18 protein-coding genes, 1 tRNA gene, 1 other RNA gene, 2 pseudogenes and 2 other annotated features are annotated in these 18,044 nt (G+C 43.3%); of the genes and pseudogenes, 13 read left to right on the top strand and 9 right to left on the bottom strand.

Going from position 1 to position 18,044, the window contains the following annotated elements; all coding sequences use genetic code 11:
* Positions 1 to 67: 67 nt before the first annotated feature.
* From rluD to ABEF84_RS11260, 3 genes are read left to right on the top strand one after another with little or no spacing between them, the layout of a single operon-like run.
* Positions 68 to 1,120, top strand: coding sequence for a 23S rRNA pseudouridine(1911/1915/1917) synthase RluD (gene rluD, locus ABEF84_RS11270; protein ID WP_034583025.1), 1,053 nt, complete (start codon positions 68 to 70; stop codon positions 1,118 to 1,120).
* Positions 1,121 to 1,160: 40 nt separating this feature from the next.
* Positions 1,161 to 1,901 (top strand): peptidoglycan editing factor PgeF, encoded by a 741-nt coding sequence (gene pgeF, locus ABEF84_RS11265; RefSeq protein ID WP_034583029.1) that lies wholly within the window; start codon positions 1,161 to 1,163, stop codon positions 1,899 to 1,901.
* Positions 1,902 to 1,941: 40 nt separating this feature from the next.
* Positions 1,942 to 2,493, top strand: coding sequence for a flavodoxin family protein (locus tag ABEF84_RS11260; protein WP_347454790.1), 552 nt, complete (start codon positions 1,942 to 1,944; stop codon positions 2,491 to 2,493).
* 66 nt (positions 2,494 to 2,559) lie between these two features.
* Here the strand turns inward: ABEF84_RS11260 and smpB are convergent, their stop codons facing one another.
* The gene (smpB, locus tag ABEF84_RS11255) at positions 2,560 to 3,036 is read right to left on the bottom strand and encodes an SsrA-binding protein SmpB (RefSeq protein WP_034583034.1); all 477 of its coding nucleotides are present in this window, start codon (positions 3,034 to 3,036) and stop codon (positions 2,560 to 2,562) included.
* A gap of 138 nt (positions 3,037 to 3,174) precedes the next feature.
* On the opposite strand from smpB, the gene coaD reads away from it, so the two are divergent.
* From coaD to ABEF84_RS11230, 5 genes and pseudogenes are all read left to right on the top strand, one after another.
* Positions 3,175 to 3,666: a pantetheine-phosphate adenylyltransferase gene (gene coaD / locus ABEF84_RS11250; RefSeq protein WP_034583036.1), complete on the top strand. Its 492-nt coding sequence runs from the start codon at positions 3,175 to 3,177 to the stop codon at positions 3,664 to 3,666.
* Position 3,667: 1 nt separating this feature from the next.
* Positions 3,668 to 3,931 carry a YfhL family 4Fe-4S dicluster ferredoxin gene (locus ABEF84_RS11245; protein ID WP_347454791.1) on the top strand — a complete coding sequence of 88 codons (264 nt, stop codon included), beginning with the start codon at positions 3,668 to 3,670 and terminating at the stop codon, positions 3,929 to 3,931.
* 27 nt (positions 3,932 to 3,958) lie between these two features.
* Positions 3,959 to 4,315, top strand: an RNA gene (rnpB, locus tag ABEF84_RS11240) — RNase P RNA component class A.
* 72 nt (positions 4,316 to 4,387) lie between these two features.
* A tRNA-Met gene (locus ABEF84_RS11235) sits at positions 4,388 to 4,464 on the top strand.
* A gap of 98 nt (positions 4,465 to 4,562) precedes the next feature.
* A pseudogene (locus ABEF84_RS11230) lies at positions 4,563 to 5,399 on the top strand (P-loop NTPase fold protein); the annotation flags it as partial.
* Positions 5,400 to 5,470: 71 nt separating this feature from the next.
* Here the strand turns inward: ABEF84_RS11230 and ABEF84_RS11225 are convergent.
* Positions 5,471 to 6,690, bottom strand: a protein-coding gene (locus ABEF84_RS11225; RefSeq protein ID WP_347453839.1) for an IS3 family transposase whose coding sequence is annotated in 2 segments (ribosomal slippage) — positions 5,471 to 6,414 and positions 6,414 to 6,690 — 1,221 coding nt in all. Because the reading frame shifts where the segments join, the coding sequence is not laid out codon by codon here.
* Positions 6,299 to 6,415, bottom strand: a sequence feature (AL1L pseudoknot). Its footprint overlaps the gene before it by 117 nt.
* 52 nt (positions 6,691 to 6,742) lie before the next feature.
* On the opposite strand from ABEF84_RS11225, the pseudogene ABEF84_RS11220 reads away from it, so the two are divergent.
* Both ABEF84_RS11220 and ABEF84_RS11215 read left to right on the top strand, forming a co-directional pair.
* A pseudogene (locus ABEF84_RS11220) lies at positions 6,743 to 7,318 on the top strand (transposase); the annotation flags it as partial.
* Between the two features lie 165 nt (positions 7,319 to 7,483).
* Positions 7,484 to 8,703 (top strand): IS3 family transposase gene (locus ABEF84_RS11215; RefSeq protein ID WP_347454793.1). Its coding sequence is split into 2 segments (ribosomal slippage): positions 7,484 to 7,760 and positions 7,760 to 8,703, totalling 1,221 coding nucleotides; the frame shifts between segments, so codons are not numbered across the junction.
* Positions 7,759 to 7,875 (top strand) — a sequence feature (AL1L pseudoknot). Its footprint overlaps the gene before it by 117 nt.
* A 1-nt stretch (position 8,704) precedes the next feature.
* Here ABEF84_RS11215 and ABEF84_RS11210 read toward each other — a convergent pair.
* From ABEF84_RS11210 to carA, 5 genes are all read right to left on the bottom strand, one after another.
* Positions 8,705 to 9,472 (bottom strand): hypothetical protein, encoded by a 768-nt coding sequence (locus ABEF84_RS11210; RefSeq protein WP_404798970.1) that lies wholly within the window; start codon positions 9,470 to 9,472, stop codon positions 8,705 to 8,707.
* Between the two features lie 112 nt (positions 9,473 to 9,584).
* Positions 9,585 to 9,962 carry a putative four-helix membrane protein gene (locus ABEF84_RS15640; protein ID WP_052127869.1) on the bottom strand — a complete coding sequence of 126 codons (378 nt, stop codon included), beginning with the start codon at positions 9,960 to 9,962 and terminating at the stop codon, positions 9,585 to 9,587.
* 109 nt (positions 9,963 to 10,071) lie between these two features.
* The gene (gene greA / locus ABEF84_RS11205) at positions 10,072 to 10,548 is read right to left on the bottom strand and encodes a transcription elongation factor GreA (RefSeq protein ID WP_034583045.1); all 477 of its coding nucleotides are present in this window, start codon (positions 10,546 to 10,548) and stop codon (positions 10,072 to 10,074) included.
* A 96-nt stretch (positions 10,549 to 10,644) separates the two neighbouring features.
* A complete protein-coding gene (carB, locus tag ABEF84_RS11200; protein ID WP_034583047.1) occupies positions 10,645 to 13,878 on the bottom strand; it encodes a carbamoyl-phosphate synthase large subunit in 3,234 nt (1,077 codons plus the stop codon).
* Between the two features lie 15 nt (positions 13,879 to 13,893).
* The gene (gene carA, locus ABEF84_RS11195) at positions 13,894 to 15,033 is read right to left on the bottom strand and encodes a glutamine-hydrolyzing carbamoyl-phosphate synthase small subunit (RefSeq protein WP_034583048.1); all 1,140 of its coding nucleotides are present in this window, start codon (positions 15,031 to 15,033) and stop codon (positions 13,894 to 13,896) included.
* A 309-nt stretch (positions 15,034 to 15,342) separates the two neighbouring features.
* Between carA and ABEF84_RS11190 the strand changes: the two genes are divergently transcribed.
* A complete protein-coding gene (locus tag ABEF84_RS11190; protein ID WP_034583049.1) occupies positions 15,343 to 15,834 on the top strand; it encodes a hypothetical protein in 492 nt (163 codons plus the stop codon).
* Between the two features lie 96 nt (positions 15,835 to 15,930).
* Positions 15,931 to 16,188, top strand: a complete 258-nt coding sequence (locus ABEF84_RS11185; RefSeq protein WP_171077653.1) for a hypothetical protein — start codon at positions 15,931 to 15,933, stop codon at positions 16,186 to 16,188.
* A 66-nt stretch (positions 16,189 to 16,254) separates the two neighbouring features.
* Here the strand turns inward: ABEF84_RS11185 and ABEF84_RS11180 are convergent, their stop codons facing one another.
* Together ABEF84_RS11180 and yhbY are read right to left on the bottom strand one after the other, a co-directional pair.
* Positions 16,255 to 16,794: a DOMON-like domain-containing protein gene (locus ABEF84_RS11180; protein ID WP_034583051.1), complete on the bottom strand. Its 540-nt coding sequence runs from the start codon at positions 16,792 to 16,794 to the stop codon at positions 16,255 to 16,257.
* 11 nt (positions 16,795 to 16,805) lie between these two features.
* The gene (gene yhbY / locus ABEF84_RS11175) at positions 16,806 to 17,129 is read right to left on the bottom strand and encodes a ribosome assembly RNA-binding protein YhbY (protein WP_034583053.1); all 324 of its coding nucleotides are present in this window, start codon (positions 17,127 to 17,129) and stop codon (positions 16,806 to 16,808) included.
* Positions 17,130 to 17,325: 196 nt separating this feature from the next.
* Between yhbY and rlmE the strand changes: the two genes are divergently transcribed.
* On the top strand, positions 17,326 to 17,976 hold the full coding sequence (gene rlmE / locus ABEF84_RS11170; RefSeq protein ID WP_347454797.1) for a 23S rRNA (uridine(2552)-2'-O)-methyltransferase RlmE: 651 nt from the start codon (positions 17,326 to 17,328) through the stop codon (positions 17,974 to 17,976).
* The last annotated feature ends 68 nt before the right edge of the window (positions 17,977 to 18,044 follow it).

The following is an 18,044-nucleotide window of genomic DNA, read 5'->3' as shown; positions in this document are numbered from 1 at the left end:
ATTCCTCTGTTAATACGGGCAATGAGCTACAATTGCACTATTAAACCACTTTTGTCTGAATGAGCAAATGAGTCAAGCACAATCTTCCAATTCTAATTTCCCTGAAACTGATTTTAATTTACTTGAAGATTCTGAGGATGCAGATAACCATACTTCAGACACAACTGCAACACGTTTAGCGTTGCAATTTCAGGTGGATGAAACCTATCTGGGCCAGCGGATCGATCAGGTCGCTGCACTGGTATGGAGTGAGTTTTCCCGTGAAAAGCTGAAACAGTGGATCAAAGACGGTAATTTATTGGTCAATGGTCAGCCTGTAAAGCCTAAATATAAATGTGACGGTTTTGAAACCCTGACCTTGAATGTTGAGCTTGAACCTCAAACCCGCAGTCTTCCTGAAGATATTCCTTTGGATATCGTCTATGAAGATGAAGATATTCTGGTGGTGAACAAACCGGTCGGTATGGTGGTGCATCCGGGTGCTGGCAATACTTCAGGTACTTTGGTGAATGCATTATTGTATCACTATCCAAAATCGGCAGAATTGGCACGTGCTGGTCTGGTACACCGTATCGATAAAGACACCAGTGGTTTACTTGTGGTTGCGAAAAACCTCGAAGCGCAGTTTGCGCTTAGCAAGCAGCTGGAAAAGAAATCAGTTTACCGCGTTTATGACTTGGTGGTGTACGGCAATATTATTGCTGGTGGCACCATTAACGAGCCAATCAAACGCCATCCGGTCGATCGCGTAAAAATGGCGGTGTTGCCGGGCGGTAAGGATGCGGTGACACATTACAACGTGAAAGAACGCTTCCAGCATTTCACCCGCGTACAGGCGCGTCTGGAAACCGGTCGTACCCACCAGATTCGTGTGCATTTTAGCTATATCGGTTATGGTCTGGTCGGTGATCAAGTGTATATGCCGCGTGTGCGTCTGCCAGCGGGTGCTTCGCAACTGCTTGAAGATACCTTGCGTGGCTTTAAGCGTCAGGCACTGCATGCCTCACAACTGGGGCTGATCCATCCACGTACCCAGGAAGAAATGATATTTGAAGCGCCGTGGCCAGAAGACTTCGCCAATCTGGTTGAAGTGCTACGCAGCGAAAATAAGGCCTATTAATTTCACCATTACCAGCATCGGTCAGTAAAAGGGAAGAGACATGCAATTTGTACAAGGTTTGCCTCAAGGCGTTTATGTGGGTCAAACCCGAGTTCATCATGAACAGGTTCAACCATCAGCGCAGCCAGAACTGGCAGGCTTTAATCTGGCTTTGCATGTCAATGACGATCCGGTGCGTGTGCAGAAGCATCGCATCCAGTTGCTGAAAGATTTCCAGCCTTATGGTGTGGACAAGATTACCTGGATGACCCAGACGCATAGCACCATTTGTCATACCATCAATGAACAGATGCCATTTACCGCACTGGTTGGTGATGGTCTGGTGACGCAGCGCAAAGCGCATGCCCTGATGATGATGACCGCAGACTGTCTGCCAGTCGTGCTAGGCAATGCTGAAGGCACTGAAGTGGCGAACCTGCATGCCGGCTGGCGTGGTCTGGCGGGTGGTATTGTCGAAAATACCATTGCAACGATGCAAACAAAACCAACTTGGGCCTGGCTCGGTGCTGCAATCAGCCAACCCTGTTTTGAAATTGGTGAGGAAGTCAAAACTGCGTTCTGTTCCAAATATCCAGAACTGGACAGTGCATTTCAGGCGGGTGAAAAAGCAGGCAAGCATTATGCCGATCTATATGCCATTGCCCGATATATCCTGAAACAGCATGGCGTAAACACTGTGCTGGGTGGGGATCAATGTTCCTATAAGCAGACAGATGAGTATTTTTCTTACCGTCGTGAAGCCAAGACTGGACGCATGGCAACATTCGTCTTTATGGCTTGAAAATGTTAAACTTGACTGAAATTCTTGGCTTTTAATTGTTATGTCCCTATCTTCCAAAACTCTTGCGATTGTTTATCACAGTCCTTATGGACACACCGCCAAAGTTGCCCGTTATATTGAACTGGGTGCCGATCAGGCAGGGGTTCAGGTTGCCTTAATGAATGTGGAGCAGGTGGACTGGGAGGTACTGGATGCCGCAGATGCGATCGTATTTGGCTGCCCGACCTATATGGGCAGCCTGACCGCTGCGATGAAGCTGTTTATGGAGCAGTCGTCCAAGCGCTGGTTGGCACGTGCCTGGCAGGGTAAGCTGGCATCTGCTTTTACTAATGGTGGCGGACTTAGTGGGGACAAGCTGGCCGTACTGCAGCAGATCAACCTGTTTGCCATGCAGCATGGCATGCTCTGGTCTGGTTTGCCGTTGATGCCTACAGGTCGTAGTATGACAGACCTGAACCGTATGTCGAGCTTTTTAGGCTTGATGACCCAGTCGGATAATGCACCTGTCGAAGCCACGCCACCAGAAGGCGATTTGCAAACGGCAATCAAATTTGGTGAACATCTGGCACAAACTTTATATCGACTACAATAAACAAAATTCCTCGCCATAAAAAAACCTCCGTTATGCGGAGGTTTTTTTGTTACTTTGTGCAAAGCGTTATTTATGGAAAATACGTGCTTTATCACGTTGCCAGTCGCGGTCTTTTTCAGAGGCACGTTTGTCGTGCAGCTGCTTACCTTTCACCAGTGCAATTTCCAGTTTGGCATGTGGGCCTTTCCAGTAACAGGCCAGTGGCACACAGGAATAACCTTTTTGATTAATTGCACCTTGCAATTTTTCAATTTCACGACGGTTTAGCAACAGTTTGCGGGTACGGGTTGCTTCAGGCACCACGTGGGTCGAAGCACTCAATAGCGGCTGAATCTGGGCACCAAACAGGAATGCTTCACCATTTTTAAAGGTAATATAGCTTTCCACAATACTCATACGTCCTGCACGCAAAGACTTGACTTCCCAACCTTGTAAAGACAATCCCGCTTCAAATTTTTCTTCAATAAAATAATCGTGACGGGCACGTTTGTTCAGAGCAATCGTTCCGCCGTTATTTTTTTTAACTACAGTTGCTTTCGCCATAATCAGACACTTCCAAAGTTGCAGCTATTGTACCGCAACTTTAATTGAGTTGAAGTTTTTAAATTGATGGAGTTTCTTCACCAAAAAATCAAGATTTTGTTAAAATAGGCACTTGCACCATAAACAGAGTACAAATGGATGAGTAAAACTCGTGTAATTTATCCGGGAACCTTTGATCCGATCACTAATGGCCATATTGACCTGGTGACACGTGCATCGCGTATGTTTGATGAAGTGGTCGTTGCCATTGCTATCGGTCATCACAAGAACCCGGTATTTAGTCTGGAAGAGCGAGTTGATCTGGCTAAAGAGTCGCTGAGCCATTTGTCCAATGTAGAATTTGTTGGCTTTGACGGGCTGTTGGTTAACTTTTTCCGTGAGCAGAAAGCCACTGCCGTACTGCGTGGCCTGCGTGCCGTATCTGACTTTGAATATGAGTTCCAGCTCGCCAACATGAACCGCCAGCTGGATTCTCAGTTTGAAGCCGTATTCCTGACACCTTCAGAGCAATATTCTTTTATTTCATCCACTCTGGTGCGTGAAATTGCCCGCTTACGAGGGGATGTAACCAAGTTCGTTCCAGCAAACGTGGTTGCAGCCTTCGAGCGTAAACTTCAACAAGGTTGGTAGAGTGTCTTTATATATCACCGATGAATGCATCAACTGTGATGTCTGTGAACCTGTATGTCCGAATGAGGCGATTTTCATGGGTGAAATCATCTATGAAATTAACCCGAACCTGTGTACAGAGTGCGTGGGACATCACGACAAACCGCAGTGTCAGCTGTTCTGTCCTGTCGATTGTATCCCGCTTGATCCGAATCATCCGGAAACGCGTGAAGAGCTGCAGGCCAAGTATGAAAAACTGACTGCTCAAAAAACAGCAAGTAAATAGTTCGTATCTTTGTTATGATGCGTGCTCGAAGTGAGCCAGACGATCGCTGCTGTGGAGGTCTCCGTGACTGAAGCAGGAGAGGAAAGTCCGGGCTTCATAGGGCAAGGTGCCAGGTAACGCCTGGGCGGCGTGAGCCGACGGAAAGTGCAGCAGAGAGTAGACCGCCTCATTCGTGAGGTAAGGGTGAAAGGGTGCGGTAAGAGCGCACCGCATGACTGGTAACAGTTCATGGCATGGTAAACCCCACCGGAAGCAAGACCAAATAGGGATCCTTTAGGCATGGCCCATGCTGGATCCGGGTAGGTCGCTTGAGCGTATAAGTGATTGTACGCCTAGAGGAATGATCGTCCACGACAGAACCCGGCTTATCGGCTCACTTCACCAAATTTTGATCAATCAGCGTAATATGGGCTTGACGTTTTTTTCAGAAAATCCCATAATGCGCGCACAGTTTACGGCTATGTAGCTCAGTTGGTTAGAGCATCGCACTCATAATGCGGGGGTCACAGGTTCAAGTCCCGTCATAGCCACCATATTCTGAAAAGACCACTCCAATTGAGTGGTCTTTTTTATGTCTATAAAAATTAAAATGATATCATGAGTGAAATGTAAACAACTGAATTTAATAACAATGACTGCAGATCAGCTGAATTGGCAAAAAGATAATTTTGAGAATATTCAAACTGCTTGGGAGGGTGATTTATGGGATCGCCGTCGTTTAGGTATTCAACTTACGAATTATGTGGATCGTTTGCAGTGTGGTGCTGTATTAGCTTTGGATGCTCGTTGGGGGGAGGGTAAAACTTGGTTTGTTCGTCACTGGAAAAAGCATTTAGAAGGTGAAAATCACAATGTGATCTATTTAGATGCTTTTGCCAATGATTATTTAGATGATCCATTTTTAACGATCGCAGCGGAAATTAGTCAAGCTTTTAGGAATTCAGATGAGATATCTGAACCGGACATTGAAGATTTTAATTCAAAGACCGCTTCAGTCTTAATATCTTTAGCGGCTGTAATCCCAATGATCGCAGCTAAAGCTGGTATGCACTGGATAGGGCTAGGTGGTGCAGGTGAAGCAATACAAGAAGTTTATAATCAAGGAAAAGACGTTTTTGATGTTGCTAGTGATGAAATCGCTTCTAAAATAAAAGAACAAATAGAAAAGAAAATAGAAAATCACCATATAGAAAAACAAACGATTCAGGACTTTAAGGAAGAGCTTTCAATACTTGCTGCTAAGTTGGAAAAACCTTTAGTTTTTATTATTGATGAACTTGACCGTTGTCGTCCTGATTTTTCAATTCGTCTGATTGAAAGAATCAAACATTTTTTTGACATACCTAAAATTGTATTTGTCTTGGTGATGGATAAATCCCAGTTTTCTAAAGTCGTATGCCATAACTATGGTTATGATGAAGAATTAGGAGAGCAATATTTAGATAAATTTATTGATTTTATCGTACGGTTAAATCCTAAAGAGTATTTTTTAACAGACGATGAACCGTACCGGGTTTGTCGGAGACTTTTTTATTTAAGTTAGGCCACCTGACCTAACGGATTAATCTTATCATAGTACATTGCTTCAAACTCAAAAGGCGATACATAACCCAGTGCACTGTGTACACGCTTTTTGTTGAACCAATCTACCCAATTTAATGTCGCAAGTTGTACATCCGCTAAACCTTGCCAATCTGCTTTTAGATATTCAATCACCTCTGTTTTGTATAAGCCATTCACCGTTTCAGCCAAAGCATTATCGTATGAATCACCTGTCGTACCGACTGATGCTCGTAAATTTGCTGCTTCTAAACGATTGGTATAGCGAATAGAAAGATATTGAACACCTCTATCTGAATGATGAATCACATTCTTAGGCATACCTCGATCGTGCAATGCTTGCTCCAATGCATCGAGCACCATATCTGTATTCATCCGTGTAGATACTTTCCATCCAACAATTGCTCGTGAGAACACGTCAATAACAAATGCGGTATATACCCAGCCTGAATGAGTTTGAATATACGTAAAGTCACCCACCCATAGTTGGTTTGGATGATCAGCATTAAAATTACGTTTCACTAAATCATCTGCTCGTTTTTGGTCATCTCGGTTACGGGTGGTTTGTTTATTCTTACCACGCCAAACACCTTGTATACCTAGCTTTTGCATCAATCGAGCAACTGTACAACGTGCAATCACATAGCCTTCACGTTTCAGTTGTTGCCAGACCTTACGCACACCGTATCGACCTGAACTTTCTTTCCAAATTCGCTTAATCTCCTCAGCATGCTGCAAGTCATGTAAATCTCGTTTCGCTCGATGTTCTGGATTTACTGTGAGATCTAAAGTCCGGTAATAGGTTGAAGCAGCGATCGGTAAAATCCTACAAATCGCCTCAACACCATATCGATCTTTATTGTTAAGGATAAAATCCACCATTATTTGTGTGGGCGGTCGAGCTCCGCCTGGGCGAAAAAAGCGGCTGCTTTACGTAGAATTTCATTGGCACGTTTTAATTCTTTAATTTCACGTTCCATTTGCTTCATTTTTTCTTGGTCAGATACCTGTTGTACTTTGGCGGGATTTTGTTGATCTAAGTATTTTTGATACCAAACACGTAGTGTTTCAGGAGTACAGCCAATTTTAGGAGCAATTGCGGAAACTGCTGCCCAATTCGATGGATAATCTTTTTCAGATTCAATCAATAATTGAACCGCTCTTTCTCTAATTTCGGGGGTATATTTTAATTTTGTCATCGGGATAGTCTCTCAGAATATTGACTCTCCGACAAACCCGGTACGGTTCAGTAATCAACATATGCTTTATGTTGGAGAAACCAATGTTCGGCTTACCCGTGCTGCAAAATCAAATAAAAAAGATTGTTTAGGTCAAAGAGTTGCTCCTCAGAAAGGTGCTGCAATTGAGGCTAGACTGATTATTGCGGTGGTTAAAGATATTAATGAAAAGACAGTTGCAAGATGGTCATTGATCAGTAATGTACCAACTGAGATTACCGCAGTAGAACTGACGACTTGGTATTACTGGCGTTGGTCAATCGAATGTTATTTCAAACTTCTCAAGCAAGCAGGCCATGATATTGAGTCATGGCTTCAGACTACGCCAGAAGCGATTTTAAGGCGTTTGCTAATCAGTTGTATGGCTTGTGTGTTGACGTGGAGAGTACAGCGTTGTACAGATGAACAAAATCAGAAAGTCCGTGCATTTTTGACTAGACTTTCAGGTAGACAACAGAAAAGAGGCAAGGTAGAGAGTGCGCCTGCCATATTGGCAGGACTCTCGATTTTACTAAATACTCTTCAACTGCTCTCAGAATATTCAATAGATGAACTGAATGAAATCGCAACTATTGCACTAGGTACCTAAAGATGTGTAGATACCTATGCTTTTCTAAAGGGAGGTTGGGAGAAATTACTCTGAGATTGAATATAAATCTAGATTCGTTAATCCCCCTAAATCCCCCTTTTTCAAAGGGAGACTTTGAACCGTACCGGGTTTGTCGGAGAGTCAATATTCTGAGAGACTATCCCGATGACAAAATTAAAATATACCCCTGAAATCAGAGAAAGAGCGGTTCAATTATTGATTGAATCTGAAAAAGATTATCCATCGAATTGGGCAGCAGTTTCCGCAATTGCTCCTAAAATTGGCTGTACTCCTGAAACACTACGTGTTTGGTATCAAAAATACTTAGATCAACAAAATCCCGCCAAAGTACAACAGGTATCTGACCAAGAAAAAATGAAGCAAATGGAACGTGAAATTAAAGAATTAAAACGTGCCAATGAAATTCTACGTAAAGCAGCCGCTTTTTTCGCCCAGGCGGAGCTCGACCGCCCACACAAATAATGGTGGATTTTATCCTTAACAATAAAGATCGATATGGTGTTGAGGCGATTTGTAGGATTTTACCGATCGCTGCTTCAACCTATTACCGGACTTTAGATCTCACAGTAAATCCAGAACATCGAGCGAAACGAGATTTACATGACTTGCAGCATGCTGAGGAGATTAAGCGAATTTGGAAAGAAAGTTCAGGTCGATACGGTGTGCGTAAGGTCTGGCAACAACTGAAACGTGAAGGCTATGTGATTGCACGTTGTACAGTTGCTCGATTGATGCAAAAGCTAGGTATACAAGGTGTTTGGCGTGGTAAGAATAAACAAACCACCCGTAACCGAGATGACCAAAAACGAGCAGATGATTTAGTGAAACGTAATTTTAATGCTGATCATCCAAACCAACTATGGGTGGGTGACTTTACGTATATTCAAACTCATTCAGGCTGGGTATATACCGCATTTGTTATTGACGTGTTCTCACGAGCAATTGTTGGATGGAAAGTATCTACACGGATGAATACAGATATGGTGCTCGATGCATTGGAGCAAGCATTGCATGATCGAGGTATGCCAAAGAATGTGATTCATCATTCAGATAGAGGTGTTCAATATCTTTCTATTCGCTATACCCATCGTTTAGAAGCAGCAAATTTACGAGCATCAGTCGGTACGACAGGTGATTCATACGATAATGCTTTGGCTGAAACGGTGAATGGCTTATACAAAACAGAGGTGATTGAATATCTAAAAGCAGATTGGCAAGGTTTAGCGGATGTACAACTTGCGACATTAAATTGGGTAGATTGGTTCAACAAAAAGCGTGTACACAGTGCACTGGGTTATGTATCGCCTTTTGAGTTTGAAGCAATGTACTATGATAAGATTAATCCGTTAGGTCAGGTGGCCTAACTTAAATAAAAAAGTCTCCGACAAACCCGGTACGGTTCATACCCTTATAAGAAATGGGTTTCACTTGCTGTATTTCGATACGTTCAGCAACTTCTCCAACTTTACATATTTCACCCTGATGCTCAATCCGATTTCCTTCCTTTGCTCGAATAAGCCATTGAAAACCATGACTGCTTAATTCCCTGAGATGAGCAATGGAATCTCCTTCACGATCAATAATATGTACGCAGGTTTTATCAAGAGGAAACTGTTCAACTTTTTGAATTTGTTCAGAAAGGGAGTCTAAATGGGTTTTACGTTCGGTCTGTTGCTCATTGAATGTCGAATAGCAACCTGAAGCACTAGAAAGGGTCTGAGCTAATGGAGCAACAGGTAGTCCAGAAGCAGCATCAACAAGTAAGCTCGTTTGTAATTCATAGCCTGAGTCGTACTGATGTGTCCTTTGGAGTTTTTGGGTTTTATTACGATGTGTCACATATTGGATTTGTGACCAATCATGAATAACTAAAGCATAACGATGCAGCGATGTCTTAATCTGATCACAAGCAAGTTTTTGAATAGGTTCATTTAATTGTTTAAATGAGATTTTATCATTATTTAAAAACCGCCATACAGCTTGCGTCGTTGCGAAACTATTTTTTTGAGCAGAGGCAATATCTTTGATTGCAGGAGCAAGTGAAGCAAGAGGATTCATATTGAGTTGAACGAGGTTGTTGTAACGTTTGACAAGGCGCTGATCTAAGCGAGAGATGTTAAAATTGAAGAGCATGCTCTTCAATTTAACGCAAAACATGGAAATTGTGTAGATACCTATGTTTAGAAAAGGGAGGGGGTCCATTTTGTATAAAACTTAGTGGATGATTGAGTTGAATGTTTTTTTTTTAAGTTCTGCGAAGGAAATATAATAGGCCAAACATTATCGGGAATGTATAAAATAAAATAGTGAATCTACCATCAACTTGTATAAAGGGTTTTAAAATTAAGGCTACAGGGAATGATGCAAATAGAGCGATGATAGCATAACCAAAAACAGTAAAGATCCAATCACTTAAGCCATCTTTATCAGATGGTTGTTCATTATTTTTTTGCCTTTCTTGCCAATTTACATAAGAATAAAAATAAAAGCATAATGAGCCAATTGCGAGAATAACTCCAAAAATTAGATTAGTGAATGTATCTGAGTTACCTCTATATCCACGAGCTAGAATATTAGTACTAAACAAAAGTAATGAGATTGTAATTATGAGATTTTTGATCATTTCATTTTATAATTTTTAGAAAATTGTCTTAATTTTTATTTTAAAGGAATTTTTACAAAAAACCCCTCATCCGAGGGGTCTTACAGCCGTAAATATCTATAAATAAAACTTAGATATATTCAACGCTCACGATTTCGTATTCCACTTCGCCTTGTGGAGTGACGATTTTCACTTCATCGCCTTCATTTTTGCCCAGAAGACCACGCGCGATTGGAGAGTTCACAGAGATTTTATTGATCTTGAAGTCTGCTTCGTCATCGCCAACGATTTTATAAGTTTTGCGTTCTTCAGTGTCCAGGTTCTCAATGGTCACTGTCACACCAAATACAACGCGGCCATTTTGCTCAAGTGCTTTTACATCGATGACCTGGCAAGCACCAAGCTTACCTTCGATGTCCTGAATACGGCCTTCACAGAAACCCTGCTGTTCACGTGCAGCATGGTATTCCGCATTTTCCTTAAGATCTCCGTGCTCACGTGCCTCTGCAATGGCAGCGGTGATACGTGGACGTTCAACTGTTTTCAGTTGGTGTAATTCTTTCTCTAAGGCTACTTTGCCTTCAGGAGTCATAGGATAACGTTGCATAGTTGTCCCTCAAAAAAGTCAGTATTTAAAAATACAAAGTCTATAAATGAAAAAAAGCCCGCCACCAAGAAGGTGGCGGGACTTCTTGGAAACGGATTAACCTACGCTTTGTAAGTCTTGCAAACGATATACATCCATTGGCAATTTAATCGCTAAAGCTTGGCATACAGCCTCAGCACCGTTCAGGGTAGTGGTGTGGTACACCTTACCTTGAAGCGCTGAACGACGGATCGAGAATGAATCCTGCTGAGCTTGCTTGCCTTCAGTGGTATTGATAATGAGGTGAATTTCGCCATTTTTCAAGCGGTCCACAATATTTGGACGACCTTCGGTTACTTTATTCACACGTTCACATTCGATACCAGCTGCTTTGATGACATCGTAAGTACCGCCAGTAGCGACGATCTTGAAGCCAAAGTCAGCAAGCTGCTTCGCAATACCAACCGCACGTGGTTTATCAGAATCACGTACAGAGATGAATGCATGTTTCACTTCGCCTTCGGTTGGCAGACCTGGCAAGCGATCGTTAGAGCCTAAAACAGCTTTGTAGAACGCTTCACCGAATGTTTTACCAACACCCATCACTTCACCTGTAGATTTCATTTCAGGTCCAAGGATAGGGTCAACACCAGGGAATTTGTTGAATGGGAACACTGCTTCTTTCACAGAGAAGTGCTCTGGAATAATCTCTTTGGTAAAGCCTTGAGACTCAAGAGACTGACCAGCCATACAACGTGCAGCAACTTTCGCTAAAGATTCGCCGATACATTTAGAAACGAACGGAACAGTACGAGACGCACGTGGATTCACTTCCAGGATGTAAACGTCATCACCTTTCACCGCGAACTGAACGTTCATCAGACCGATTACGCCAAGCTCTTTCGCCATAGCCACGGTTTGACGACGCATTTCGTCCTGAACTTCTTTAGACAGAGAGTAAGGAGGAATAGAACATGCTGAGTCACCAGAGTGGATACCTGCTTGTTCGATGTGCTGCATGATACCGCCGATCACCACATCTTTACCATCAGATACGCAGTCTACGTCGACTTCGATCGCATCATCCAAGAAGTGGTCAAGCAGTACAGGTGCATCGTTAGACGCTTGAACCGCATCACGAAGGTAACGTTTCAGTTCGTCTTCGTTATATACGATTTCCATCGCACGGCCACCCAGTACGTATGAAGGACGTACCACCAGTGGGTAACCCACTTTAGCCGCTTCCGCGATACCTTCTTCAGCAGATTTCACGATGCTGTTGTTTGGTTGACGCAGTTGCAGACGTTGAATCATTTGTTGGAAACGTTCACGGTCTTCTGCACGGTCAATCGCGTCTGGAGATGTACCGATAATTGGCGCACCAGCTTCTTCCAAAGCACGAGCCAGTTTCAATGGAGTCTGACCGCCGTACTGAACGATAATGCCTTTTGGCTTTTCAGTACGTACGATTTCAAGAACGTCTTCCAGTGTAATCGGTTCGAAGTACAGACGGTCTGAAGTGTCATAGTCGGTAGAAACAGTTTCAGGGTTACAGTTCACCATGATTGTTTCATAACCGTCATCACGCATTGCCAGGGCAGCGTGTACACAGCAGTAGTCGAATTCAATACCTTGACCGATACGGTTAGGACCGCCACCGATCACCATGATCTTGTCACGGTTAGACGGATTAGATTCACACTCTTCATCGTAAGTTGAGTACATGTAAGCAGTATCAGATTCGAATTCAGCAGCACATGTATCTACACGTTTGTACACTGGAGTTACGCCCAGGTTCCAACGGTGTTTACGGAATTGTTTTTGTGAAATACCCATCAGGTTGGCAATGCGAAGGTCAGATAAACCTTTGCGTTTGAACGCACGGATATTGTCAGCGTTCAGATCACCGAAACCTAAAGTTTTGATCTGTTCTTCGGTTTTTACGATGTCTTCGATCTGGATCAGGAACCAGCGGTCGATCTTAGTTGCTTCAAATACTTCATCTAAAGTGAAGCCGTGACGGAATGCGTCAGCCACATACCAGATACGCTCTGGACCTGGAACTTTAAGTTCTTGAAGGATCTTCTCGCGAGCACCTTCAGTACCCACCGCAATTTTCTCGTCGAAACCAGAAGCGCCAACCTCAAGGCCGCGAAGTGCTTTGTTTACAGATTCCTGGAAGTTACGGCCGATTGCCATGACTTCACCTACAGATTTCATCTGTGTAGTCAAAGTCGCGTCAGCTTGCGGGAATTTTTCGAAGTTGAAACGAGGAACTTTAGTCACCACGTAGTCGATCGATGGTTCGAAAGATGCTGGAGTTACGCCACCAGTGATGTCGTTTTTCAGTTCATCAAGGGTATAACCTACCGCCAGTTTCGCAGCCACTTTAGCGATAGGGAAACCAGTTGCTTTAGACGCCAGTGCAGATGAACGAGATACACGAGGGTTCATCTCGATGATTACCATACGGCCATCTTTCGGGTTGATACCGAACTGTACGTTAGAACCACCAGTTTCCACGCCAATTTCACGCAGAACTGCTAGAGATGCATTACGCATCAACTGGTATTCTTTGTCAGTCAATGTTTGTGCTGGAGCAACTGTAATTGAGTCACCAGTGTGCACGCCCATTGGGTCGAAGTTTTCGATTGAACATACGATGATACAGTTGTCGTTTTTGTCACGTACAACTTCCATTTCGTACTCTTTCCAGCCAATCAGTGATTCATCAATCAGTAACTGGTGAGTAGGAGAGAGGTCGAAACCACGTTCACAGATTTCTAGGAATTCTTCACGGTTGTAAGCAATACCACCGCCTGAACCACCCATAGTGAATGATGGACGGATAATTACAGGGAAACCGAAGCGAGCCTGGATTTCCAGCGCTTCTTCCATTGATTCAGCAATCGCAGCTTTTGGACATTCAAGACCAATTTTGCGCATTGCTTGGTCAAACAGTTTACGGTCTTCTGCTTTTTCGATTGCTTCTTTAGTCGCACCGATCAATTCAACATTGTATTTTGCTAATACACCGTTGGCATCCAGTGCCAGTGCACAGTTCAGTGCAGTCTGACCACCCATAGTTGGCAGAACAGCATCTGGACGTTCTTTTTCAATGATCGCAGCAACAGTCTGCCAGGTGATTGGCTCGATATAAGTTGCATCCGCCATTGCTGGGTCAGTCATGATGGTTGCTGGGTTGGAGTTTACCAGGATAACGCGGTAACCTTCTTCACGCAGCGCTTTACATGCTTGTGCACCAGAATAGTCAAACTCACACGCCTGACCGATAACAATAGGACCAGCACCAATAATTAAGATGCTTTTAATATCCGTACGCTTTGGCATTATTTCGCTCCTTAATTACTTCTTAGATGCTTCGATAAGTTCGATGAAATGATCGAACAGTGGGGCACAGTCGTGTGGACCTGGGCTGGCTTCAGGGTGACCCTGGAAGCTGAATGCAGGCTTGTCTGTACGATGGATACCCTGAAGGGTTTGGTCGAACAGCGACTTGTGAGTTGCTTTCAGGTTTGCAGGTAAAGTTTCTGCATCCACTGCGAAGCCGTGGTTCTGAGAAGTAATCATCACTGTACCATCTTCGATGTTTTGTACAGGATGGTTGGCGCCGTGGTGACCGTGAGGCATTTTCACAGTTTTAGCACCAGATGCCAGCGCAAGGATTTGGTGGCCTAGGCAGATACCAAATACTGGAATTTCAGTTGTTTCAACAATTGTTTTTACAGCTTCAATCGCGTAATCACATGCTGCTGGGTCGCCAGGACCGTTAGACAGGAATACACCGTCCGGATTCAGGGCCAGTACTTTTTCAGCAGGAGTTTGTGCAGGGACAACAGTCAGTTTACAACCGCGGTCTGCAAGCATACGCAAGATGTTGGTTTTGACACCGTAATCGTATGCAACAACATGGTATTTAAGTTCAGGTTGAGCGAAGCCTTTGCCAAGTTCCCATGAGCCTTCAGTCCATTCAAAACCTTCAGGATCACAGCATTCTTTAGCCAGGTCTAAACCATTTAACCCACCGAATGCGCGTGCTTTTTCTAGCGCTTCTTCTTCAGTGATGTTTTCGCCAACAAGGATACAACCGTTTTGCGCGCCCTTAGCACGCAGGATTCGAGTCAGTTTTCGGGTATCGATGTCTGCAATCGCAACTACATTGTGTTCTTTTAAATATTCACTTAAAGATTGCGTTGATCGGAAGTTGCTATGCAATAAAGGAAGGTCACGGATAATTAAACCGTTGGCCCATACTTTATGAATACGACCAGATTCTGAATCTTCGTCGTTACAACCAGTGTTCCCAATGTGAGGGTAAGTTAAAGTCACTAATTGTTGTGCATAACTTGGGTCAGTCAAAATTTCTTGATAGCCAGTCATGGCAGTATTAAAAACGACTTCACCTGTCGTACATCCCGATGCACCGATAGACGTTCCTTTAAAGATCGTACCGTCGGCAAGGGCTAAAATGGCGAGGGTGCTCAAACCAAAGCTCCTGAAATTTAGGCTGTAAAAAAGCGAGTAGATGAAAAAAAAGGAAGGCTATGTTTTAACCTACCCTCCCTACATCTGCTCGCTTGACTCAACAGCGCATTATACGCATGAAGTCTGAAAATGTCCAATCAACTAATAGAGAATATGATAGATAAATTCCTTGCTTTTTGACTGAAAGTCTGTTTTACGATCAATGTTAAAAAATGTAACCATTTGAGAATTGTCAGACAAATCAAGTCTTAAATTTTATCGGATCGTCTAGTATGAAGTTGTCTCAATATAACTACATAGGCAAAAGACATGGCTACAACAAATAAAACAACAGCATCCAAAAAGTCGCTTAACGTCGTTGTCACCGAATCTGCCGAGCAGCTTGAAAAAGCAGCCGTCGAAGCTAAAGAGCAGGTGGTAGAAACACTTGGGGAAAGCAAAGAAAATATTGAAGCTGAAGTGAAAAAACTCAGCGGTACCGTGACTGAACAACTGACTCAATTCAAACAGGATTTACTGCAGAAGATCGATACGCTAAAAGAGCAGTTGTTTGGTTCACAAACCGAGCTAAATGAACTGACCAGCTTTATCAAAACTGAATTTACAGCAGTGATTGATGACCTTTCTAAACTGGGCAAAGAATTAAAAGAAGATGTGACCCAGATCTCGACCAAGCACAAGGATCATCTGACTGAAACCCTAAAACGTTCCAAAGACAGCACCATTGAAGTATTGAAGAAAGTCAAACCGGTCGTTGTAAAAGGAGAAACTGAAGAAAAAGAAACAGAATTAAAAAGCTAAAATCTTATAAAAACAAAAAATGAGCCGAGGGGGAACATGCAAGTTCTCCTTTTGCGTTCAACGCAACACTGACTCATACAATTATAATAGGGGGTCATGATGCACGATCATCTTGTTGCGGCAATGGTATTACTCGCCTTGATCATGGTTCTGAATCTTGAATCCTGGAAAAGCCGTCTAGCTTACCTTGTCGTGGTACTGCTGAGTTTTGCTTCTCTCAGCGCATTACAGGCCGCAATTTCCGTAATTGCGATGACACTTACTCTTATCCTTTATGTTGCAGTCACTACAATCCAGAAAAATGCACGACTACAGCATTCCGCTGAAGCAACCAAAACCCACCATTATTTATAAACTCAATAAAAAACCTGAGTTCATTCGAGCTCAGGTTTTTTCATGCTATATCCGCTAAGTTTTAACTTAGAACACATGCAACCAGTCACGCTTGTTATGAAAATCTGCCTGAGAGCTGCTGTGCTGCATAGCATAGTAATGCTCACCCTGCGAGGTTTTTAACACCGCAGACAGGCCAATAAACAGATCTGACCATTTCAGCTTGTGCTGGTTCATAAAGTCGGTCAGATCCAGACTGACATTCATGCCGTAATGGGTACGTTTGAGCTGAACCAGATCAATGTCATAAGCCGGTTGCGGTGGCATATCTTCCGGATAGCGGTATTCTTCAAACTGATACGCCTGCCAGGCCTGTGAAGGAGAGAGATTGATCTCGCGATAAAAGTCCTCGTCCCGAACCCCAATAAAGATTTCGAAACAGGTCTGTTCCCACAAATAATCCTGACGGGGATGTGCTGCGACCAGATCTGGCCAGAGCACATACTGGTTCGGGTCACGTAGCCAGTAACCTACATTTAATATAAATGGACTTTGCTGTTCGATGGCACCAACCAGAGAAATCGCCTGAAAGCGACGATCGAATGCATTGAGTTCGTAACTAGCCATAAATCCTGAACTTAGTTAGACAAGTGAGCAAAACGAACAAGGTTAGACAGTTTTTGATTCTGTTTCGGAGCTTTCTTATAAAGCAGAGCAATTTTACCGATGGTTTGAACCAGTTCAGCACCTGTTGCTTCAATGATGTCGGTGATCAGTGCAGCACGCGCTTCACGGTCTTCGGCAACGACTTTCACTTTAATCAGTTCGTGATCGTTCAGGGCACGTTCCAGTTCTTCGACTACGCTTTCAGTCAGGCCCTTGTCACCAAGCATTACCACTGGGTTTAATGCATGTCCGATTTGACGTAAACGTTTACGTTCCTGAATAGATAAAGACGCCATGAGAGATAACCTGATTTTAAAAACGGCTTAGTATAGCAAAAGCGAAAAACAAACGCTTTAAATTCTGGGCAAATAATCCGGATCAAATCATAAAAAATGCAACGTTTGGTCTTCGATTTAGATACAGATGAATACTGCAAATCATGTGTTTTTCACGTACAATTAACAATTGGAAGTTTTTTTTATTTAGAGAGTTATGGCAACACGCATTACCAACCAAAAGTTATCCAAAAGTAGTCGTGCGTGGATGAGAGAGCATCTCGATGACTTTTATGTGAAGAAAGCGCAAAAAGAAGGTTATCGGGCACGTGCAGCGTATAAGCTTCTTGAAATCCAAGAAAAATACAGCATCATTAAACCAGGCATGACCGTAGTCGATTTGGGCGCAGCGCCAGGTAGCTGGTCACAAATCGCTGGAAAACTGGTTGGTCCCAAAGGTCTGGTGATTGCATCTGACATTTTAGAAATGGATGCACTGCCAGACGTAACCTTCTTGCAAGGCGACTTTCGTGAGCAGGAAGTGTTCGATAAATTGTTAAATATTTTAGATGGACGTACCGTAGACGTTGTAATTTCCGATATGGCCCCCAATACATCAGGTAATAGGGCTGTCGATCAACCGCGTCAGATCTATTTATGCGAACTGGCTTTGGACTTTGCCAATAAGGTCTTGGGTCCTAAAGGTCAGTTTGTAGTGAAAGTATTCCAGGGCACAGGCTTTGATGAATTCCGTAAAGAAGTCGTTAACAGTTTTGATGTCCTAAAAACGGCAAAACCTGCAGCATCGCGTGCACGCTCGAAAGAAGTATTTCTGGTCGGGCAGGGGCGCAAGAAGGCTTCTCAATAAAGTCTACTTGCCAACACGCTAAAAATTGTGCATTTTGTACGTTTTTAATATTACAAGTTGCACGCAAC

This window comes from Acinetobacter sp. ANC 7912 (genome assembly GCF_039862785.1).
GTDB lineage: Bacteria > Pseudomonadota > Gammaproteobacteria > Pseudomonadales > Moraxellaceae > Acinetobacter > Acinetobacter thermotolerans.
The sequence above is the reverse complement of the archived record's forward strand: the minus strand, read 5'-3'. Positions and strand labels throughout refer to the sequence as shown.